9 protein-coding genes are annotated in these 6,639 nt (G+C 69.5%); 1 reads left to right on the plus strand and 8 read right to left on the minus strand.

The genetic code is table 11. The features are described from left to right. The 8 genes from O3Q52_RS46390 to O3Q52_RS46425 all read right to left on the minus strand — a co-directional run. Nucleotides 1-855: asparaginase (locus O3Q52_RS46390; RefSeq protein ID WP_269654502.1), on the minus strand; the 855-nt coding region annotated here is incomplete at its 3' end. After that, nucleotides 852-2,303, minus strand: coding sequence for an amino acid permease (locus O3Q52_RS46395; RefSeq protein WP_269654503.1), 1,452 nt, complete (start codon nucleotides 2,301-2,303; stop codon nucleotides 852-854). The genes O3Q52_RS46395 and O3Q52_RS46390, both read right to left, overlap by 4 nt. Next, nucleotides 2,300-3,043: a FadR/GntR family transcriptional regulator gene (locus tag O3Q52_RS46400; RefSeq protein ID WP_269654504.1), complete on the minus strand. Its 744-nt coding sequence runs from the start codon at nucleotides 3,041-3,043 to the stop codon at nucleotides 2,300-2,302. Before O3Q52_RS46400 ends, O3Q52_RS46395 begins: the two co-directional genes overlap by 4 nt. 89 nt (nucleotides 3,044-3,132) lie before the next feature. Next, on the minus strand, nucleotides 3,133-3,963 hold the full coding sequence (locus O3Q52_RS46405) for an undecaprenyl-diphosphate phosphatase (RefSeq protein WP_269654505.1): 831 nt from the start codon (nucleotides 3,961-3,963) through the stop codon (nucleotides 3,133-3,135). A gap of 112 nt (nucleotides 3,964-4,075) precedes the next feature. Continuing rightward, complete coding sequence (crcB, locus tag O3Q52_RS46410; protein WP_269654506.1) at nucleotides 4,076-4,450, minus strand: fluoride efflux transporter CrcB; 375 nt, start codon at nucleotides 4,448-4,450, stop codon at nucleotides 4,076-4,078. Beyond that, on the minus strand, nucleotides 4,447-4,836 hold the full coding sequence (locus O3Q52_RS46415; RefSeq protein ID WP_269654507.1) for a DUF190 domain-containing protein: 390 nt from the start codon (nucleotides 4,834-4,836) through the stop codon (nucleotides 4,447-4,449). Before O3Q52_RS46415 ends, crcB (O3Q52_RS46410) begins: the two co-directional genes overlap by 4 nt. Before the next feature lie 23 nt (nucleotides 4,837-4,859). Next, nucleotides 4,860-5,336, minus strand: coding sequence for a fluoride efflux transporter CrcB (gene crcB / locus O3Q52_RS46420; protein WP_269654508.1), 477 nt, complete (start codon nucleotides 5,334-5,336; stop codon nucleotides 4,860-4,862). A 50-nt stretch (nucleotides 5,337-5,386) separates the two neighbouring features. After that, the gene (locus O3Q52_RS46425) at nucleotides 5,387-5,782 is read right to left on the minus strand and encodes a nuclear transport factor 2 family protein (protein ID WP_269654509.1); all 396 of its coding nucleotides are present in this window, start codon (nucleotides 5,780-5,782) and stop codon (nucleotides 5,387-5,389) included. A gap of 114 nt (nucleotides 5,783-5,896) precedes the next feature. Here O3Q52_RS46425 and O3Q52_RS46430 point away from each other — a divergent pair. After that, nucleotides 5,897-6,639 (plus strand): AMP-binding protein (locus tag O3Q52_RS46430; RefSeq protein ID WP_269654510.1); only part of this gene is annotated, 743 nt, incomplete at its 3' end.

The following is a 6,639-nucleotide window of genomic DNA, read 5'->3' on the forward strand; positions in this document are numbered from 1 at the left end:
CCTCACGGCGACGGCCCGGCCGCCGGGGAGCGCGGCGACCTGTACGCCCTCGAAGCCGTCCTTGGTGAGCAGGCCCGGTACGGCCCGCATCAGCCCGGCGACGTCGCGGCCGGTGCCGGACGCCACCTCGGCGTGCTCGCGCATCGCGCCGGCGACGCGTGCCTCGGGGGTGCCGGGCGGCGCCGTCGTGATCCGGGCGGCGGCGCGGGCGAGCCCGTGCAGCGAGACGGAGAACAGTGGGGCGCCGCAGCCGTCGACCGTGACCCGGGCGATGGCCTGGCCGGTCAGGTCCTCGACGATCTCCGCGATCGCCTGCTGGAGCGGATGCGCGGGGTCGAGGTAGTCGTCGAGCGACCAGCCGTTCAGATGTGCCGTGTAGAGCATCGCGGCGTGCTTGCCCGAGCAGTTCTGCGCGAGCCGGGACGGCAGTCGCCCGGCGCGGATCCAGTCCTCGCGGACGACCGGGTCGAAGGGCATGTCGGTGACGTTGCGCAGATGGTCCTCGGCGAGTCCGGCGAGCTCCAGGATCCGCCGGGTGCCTGCTAGATGACGCTCCTCGCCCGAGTGGCTCGCGGCGGCCAGCGAGAGCAGGTCGCCGTCGAGCGGCAGCCCGGCCCGCAGCATCGCCACGGCCTGCACCGGCTTGAGGGCCGAGCGGGGGTAGAAGGCCGCCTCGATGTCACCGATCTGCAGTTCCACGCTGCCGTCGGCGGCCAGCACGACCACCGACCCGTAGTGGATGCCTTCGATGACTCCGCCGCGTACGAGATGGGCGACGGGCGCGTGCAGCGGTTCCCTGATCGAGGGCGCCGCGGCGAGCGAGCACCCGTAGTCGGCGAGGGCTCCGGGGGTCATGCGTCCACCTCGGGCTTCCGTATCGATTCGACCCGGCGGCGTACGCCGTACCAGCCGGCGACCAGGGCGGCCACGATCAGCGGCAGGCAGAGGACCGTGGTGCGGCCCGCTCCTCCCTCCGCGTACATGAGGACCAGTACGGAGGCGAGGAAGAAGAGGGTCACGAGTTCGGTCCAGGGCGAGCCCGGGAGGCGGTAGCTCGGGCGGTCCAGCTCGCCGTCCTCGGTCTTCCGCCAGAACTGCAGGTGACAGATCATGATCATGCCCCAGGTGGCGAGGATGCCGATCGCCGCGAAGTTCAGCACGATCTCGAACGCGTCGGCGGGGACGACGAAGTTGAGTCCGACGCCGAGTACACAGATACCGCTGGTCAGCAGGATTCCGCCGTACGGGACCTGGCTGCGGCTCATCACGGAGGTGAACTTCGGCGCCGAGCCGGACATCGACATGGAGCGCAGGATGCGGCCGGTCGAGTAGAGGCCGGAGTTGAGGCTGGACATGGCGGCCGTCATCACGACGAGGTTCATCACGCCGCCCGCGGCCGGGATGCCGATGTTGGAGAGCACGGTGACGAACGGGCTCTCTCCGGCGGTGTACTTGTTCCAGGGCAGCAGCATCGACAGCAGCAGGACCGAGCCGACGTAGAAGACACCGACGCGCCACATGATCGAGTTGATGGCCTTCGGCATGATCTTCTCGGGGTTCTCGGTCTCGCCCGCCGCGACGCCCACCAGCTCGACGGAGGCGTAGGCGAAGACGACGCCCTGGACGATCAGCAGCATCGGCAGGAGGCCGTTGGGGAAGAGGCCGCCGTTGTCGGTGATCAGGGAGGGGCCGGGGGTGGACCCGTCCACGGGGTTCTGGGTGACCAGCAGGAAGATGCCGATCAGCATGAAGGCGACGAGCGCGCCGACCTTGATGATCGCGAACCAGAACTCCAGCTCGCCGAAGATCTTCACGGAGATGAGGTTCACGGTCAGCACGACCGCGAGCGCGATGAGGGCGATCACCCACTGCGGGATGTCGGAGAACATGCCCCAGTAGTGGGTGTAGGTGGCGACCGCGGTGATGTCGGCGATGCCGGTGGTCGCCCAGTTCAGGAAGTACATCCAGCCCGCGGTGTACGCGCCCTTCTCGCCCAGGAACTCCCGGGCGTAGGACACGAAGGCGCCGGACGAGGGCCGGTACAGGACGAGTTCGCCGAGGGCGCGGACGACCAGGAAGGCGAAGACACCGCAGACGGCGTACGCGATGAAGAGCGAGGGTCCGGCCTCGGCGAGGCGGCCTCCGGCGCCCAGGAAGAGACCGGTGCCGATGGCGCCGCCGATGGCGATCATGTTGACGTGCCGGGACTTCAGGGACTTGCTGTATCCCGCGTCACCGGCGTCGACGTGAACAGCGGCTTTCCGTGTCTGCCCTGTCTCTTTTTCGAGGGACTGCTCGCTCACGCTTCTGGTCCGCCTTCCGTGGGAGTGTCCGCGCCGTCCGCGTGCTCGGAGCGCACGATCGCGGTGAGGGTCGTCTCGACGCGGTCGAGGTGATGTGCCATCGCCTCGGTCGCGTCGTGTGCGCTGCCGTCGATCAGGGCCTCGACGATGGCGCGGTGCTCGCGGTTGGACTGCTCGCGGCGGCCTCCGAGTTCGTTCAGGAACGCCGACTGGCGGGCCAGCGCGTCCCGGATCTCCTCGATCACGCGGCGGAAGACCGGGTTCTGCGCGGCCTGCGCCACGGCGAGATGGAAGAGCGTGTCCATGGCCACCCACGCGGTGGTGTCGGTCTCGCGCTCCATCCGCTCCAGCAGATGGGCCAGGTGGTCGAGGTCCTCGGGTGTCCGGCGTGCGGCCGCGTATCCGGCCACGGGGATCTCGACGTGCCGCCTGACCTCCAGCAGGTCACTGGCCGCGTAGTCGCCGAAGGTGGGGTCCTCGACGGGTCCGTTGGACAGGACGAACGTGCCCTTGCCGGTCCGGGACACGGTCAGCCCCATCGTCTGCAGGGCCCGGAGCGCCTCCCGCAGCACGGGCCGGCTGACCTCCAGCCGCCGGCACAGCTCCGCCTCGGAGGGCAGCTTGTCCCCCACGGCGTACTCACCGCGCTCAATGGCACCACGAAGGTGCCCGAGCACCGCTTCCATGGCGCTGATACGCCTCGGCACCGAGCCAGCTGTCTGGCTGTCTGACAGGTTCACGGGGGTGATCCTGCGGGGAACGGGAGGTGACTGTCAAGGGCTGGCCCGGGGCGTGAGACGGGGCCCGCGGGCCCCGCCCGCCCGGACGATCAGAGGACCCCGGCGCCCAGCAGCCCGAACAGCAACAACCCGATGATGATCCGGTAGATCACGAACGCGTTGAAGGAATGCTTCGCCACGAACCTCAGCAGCCACGCGATCGAGGCGTACGCCACCAGGAAGGACACTGCTGTCCCCACGGCCAGTGGGAGCGCGCCGGTGCCCGCGCCCAGGGCGTCCTTGAGTTCGTAGAGGCCTGCGCCGGTGAGGGCCGGGATGCCGAGGAAGAAGGAGAGGCGGGTGGCGGCTACGCGGTCGAGGTCGAGGATCAGGGCGGTGGACATGGTGGCGCCGGAGCGGGAGAAGCCGGGGAAGAGCAGCGCCAGGATCTGTGAACTGCCCACCAGCATCGCGTCCTTGAACGAGGTGTCGTCCTCGCCGCGCTTGTGCCGCCCCATCTGGTCCGCCGCCCACATCACCACACTGCCGACGATCAGGGAGCCCGCGACCACCCAGAGCGAGGCGAGCGGGCCTTCGATCAGCGGTTTGGCGGCCAGGCCGACGGCCACGATCGGGATCGTCGCGCAGATCACCCACCAGGCGAACTTGTAGTCGTGGTGGTAGCGCTCGTCGGGGTCCCGCAGGCCCCGGAACCAGGCCGAGACGATCCGCACGATGTCCTTGAAGAAGTAGACCAGCACCGCGGCGATGGCACCGACCTGGATGACGGCGGAGAAGCCGACGACGGCGTTGTCGTCGACGGGGATGCCCATGAGCCCCTCGGTGATCTTGAGATGGCCGGTGGAGGAGACGGGGAGGAACTCGGTCACCCCCTCGACGGCTCCGAGAACGACGGCCTGACCGACGGAGATGGCGCTCATGGGATCCAGTTCTGGTGGGCGGACGGGACTGCGGGGGACGGTTGGGGCGCGGGCAGCCGTACGCCACCCGCGGCGGGGCCAGTCCTACTACGCCCAGGTGTGACCTCAGGGGCTAAGCCCAGAGAGCCTCGGCCACCGAAACACCCGCAAACGCCGCACCGAGTCCCGCGACGACGTTCGCGATCACGTTGGCGGCGGCGTAGAGACGGGCCCCGTCCTCGGTCAGCCGCAGGGTCTCGAACGAGAACGTCGAGTACGTGGTGAGCGCTCCGCAGAGGCCGGTGCCGAGCAGCAGCTGGAGGTGCGAGGAGGCCGCTCCGGCCACGGCCGCGCCGGTGAGGGTGCCCAGGATCAGACAGCCGACGATGTTCACGGTGAAGGTGCCCCAGGGGAAGACCGTGTCGTGGCGGGACTGCACCGCGCGGTCGGTGAGATAGCGCAGCGGCGCACCGACCATGCCGCCGACGATCACCAGCACCCAGTTCACAACGACTTCTTACCCTTCCCGCCCGTGTCACCGGGTTCACCGGCGGGCTCCTCCCGGCCGACGTAACGGATCACCTCGCAGCTGTCGAGGATCACCATCCCCTCCCCCACCAGTTCGTCGAGCTCGGGCAGGAAGGCGCGTACGCGCTCCTCCGTGTCCACGATGACGACGGCCACCGGCAGGTCCTCGCTCAGCGACAGCAGCCGCGTGGTGTGGATCAGCGAGGACGCGCCGAAGCCCTCGATGCCCCGGAACACGCTCGCTCCGGCGAGTCCCGCCGCGCGTGCGCGGTGCACGATCTGCGAGTACAGCGGCTTGCGGTGCCAGGTGTCGTTCTCGCCGATGAAGACGGTCACCCGCAGGGCCTTGCCCGTCAGCCTGGTCATCGCCGCCTCCATGTCCGTGCCGCTCATCGGCGCCGCCGCCACGCCAGGACCCGCCGCACGGCCGTCACCGCGAGCCAGACCGCCGCGAGCGCCGCCACCAGGGTCGCGGCGAGATAGGCGAGGCCGGTGCGGGGGTGGCCCGTGTCGACAAGTCTCTGGATGTCGACGGCGTACGTCGAGAAGGTGGTGAAGCCGCCGAGCACTCCGGTGCCGAGGAACGGGCGTACCAGCCGGTGGGCCGCCCACACCTCGGTGATCACGACCATGAAGGCGCCGATCACGAAACATCCGACGACGTTGACCCAGAACGTGGTCCACGGGAAGCCGCCCGTGTGCGTGGGCCACAGGAGCGAGGCCCCATAGCGCGCCGAGGCCCCGATCGCGCCACCCACCGAGACCGCCACCACGGCCGGACCCTGCCCCCGCCAGACCGAGGGACGCCGGGCGGGCGCGCGGAGTTCCGCCGGTTCGTCCACCGTCTCGGAATGGGGGGTGGTCATGGGTGTGCGTCTCCTGGTCGTGGCAGGAGATCAGGCTAAACCCCGGCCGGTCAGGACGCGCCCGACGCCTGCTTCTCGACGGCCTCGAACCGGGCCGCCATCGCGGCCTGGAGCGCCTGCGCCGCCGACAGCGGGCGGACCATGACGGTGAGCTCGTCGACGTGGCCGTCCTCGTCGAAGTGCAGGATGTCGCAGCCCTGGAGCGCGCGGTCGCCCACCCGCGCCTCGAAGACGAGAACGACGTCCCGGCCGTCCGGGTTCTCGATCTCGCGGATGTAGTGGAAGTCCTCGAAGACCTCGATGACCGCGCCCAGGATCGCCGCGGTGATCGGCTTTCCGGCGTACGGCTTGAACACCACGGGGCTGGTGAACACGACGTCCTCGGCGAGCAGGTCGACGACGGCCGCGTGGTCGCCGTCCTCCACCGCCTTGCGGAAGGGATTCATCTGCCACCTCTTAGGTAACTAATTGATTAGGCACTTTGGACAGTAGTGGCCGCTGGTGGCATTGCGCAACGCCGGGGTAGGTACGTATGCATCACCGACCCCGGAGGTGCTGTCGTGTACTACCCGCTGACCGTCCGTGACTTCCTCGACCGTGCGGCCCACGTCTATCCGGACCGCGTCGCCGTCGTCGACGAACCGGAGCAGCCGGGGCCGAGCCTCGGCGAACCCACCTACCGGGAGCTGGCGGCACTCGCCCGCGCCCAGGCCGCCAAGCTCGACCAACTGGACGTACCCGTGGGCGGCAGGGTCGCGGTGATCTCGCAGAACTCGGCGCGGCTGCTCACCTCGTTCTTCGGCGTCTCCGGCTGGGGGCGCGTCCTGGTGCCGGTGAACTTCCGGCTGACCCAGCCGGAGATCGACTACATCGTCCGGCACTCGGGCGCCTCGGTCGTCTACGCGGACGCGTCCTGCGCGGACGTGCTCGACACGCTCGACGTCAAGCACAAGTTCGTCCTCGGCGACGACGAGGACCTCTTCCTGCACGACACGGAACCGCGGGAGTGGGCCGCACCGGACGAGAGCGCGACGGCCAGCGTCAACTACACGTCCGGAACGACCGCCCGCCCCAAGGGAGTTCAGCTCACGCACCGCAATCTGTGGCTGAACTCGACCGTGTTCGGGCTGCACACCACGATCAGCGACCGTGACGTCTATCTGCACACGCTCCCGATGTTCCACGCGAACGGCTGGGGCATGCCGTACGGCGTCACGGGCGTCGGCGGCCGGCACATCGTGCTCCGACAGGTCGACGGCGCCGAGATCCTGCAGCGCGTCGAGCGGCACGGCGTCACCCAGAT

The organism is Streptomyces sp. ActVer (genome assembly GCF_027270795.1).
GTDB lineage: Bacteria > Actinomycetota > Actinomycetes > Streptomycetales > Streptomycetaceae > Streptomyces > Streptomyces umbrinus_A.

Excerpts from the sequence above, each read along its gene's own strand:
- O3Q52_RS46405 (WP_269654505.1), bottom strand. The coding sequence starts at position 3,963 with ATGAGCGCCATCTCCGTCGGTCAGGCCGTCGTTCTCGGAGCCGTCGAG.
- O3Q52_RS46415 (WP_269654507.1), bottom strand. The coding sequence starts at position 4,836 with ATGACCAGGCTGACGGGCAAGGCCCTGCGGGTGACCGTCTTCATCGGC.
- crcB (WP_269654508.1), bottom strand. The coding sequence starts at position 5,336 with ATGACCACCCCCCATTCCGAGACGGTGGACGAACCGGCGGAACTCCGC.
- O3Q52_RS46425 (WP_269654509.1), bottom strand. The coding sequence starts at position 5,782 with ATGAATCCCTTCCGCAAGGCGGTGGAGGACGGCGACCACGCGGCCGTC.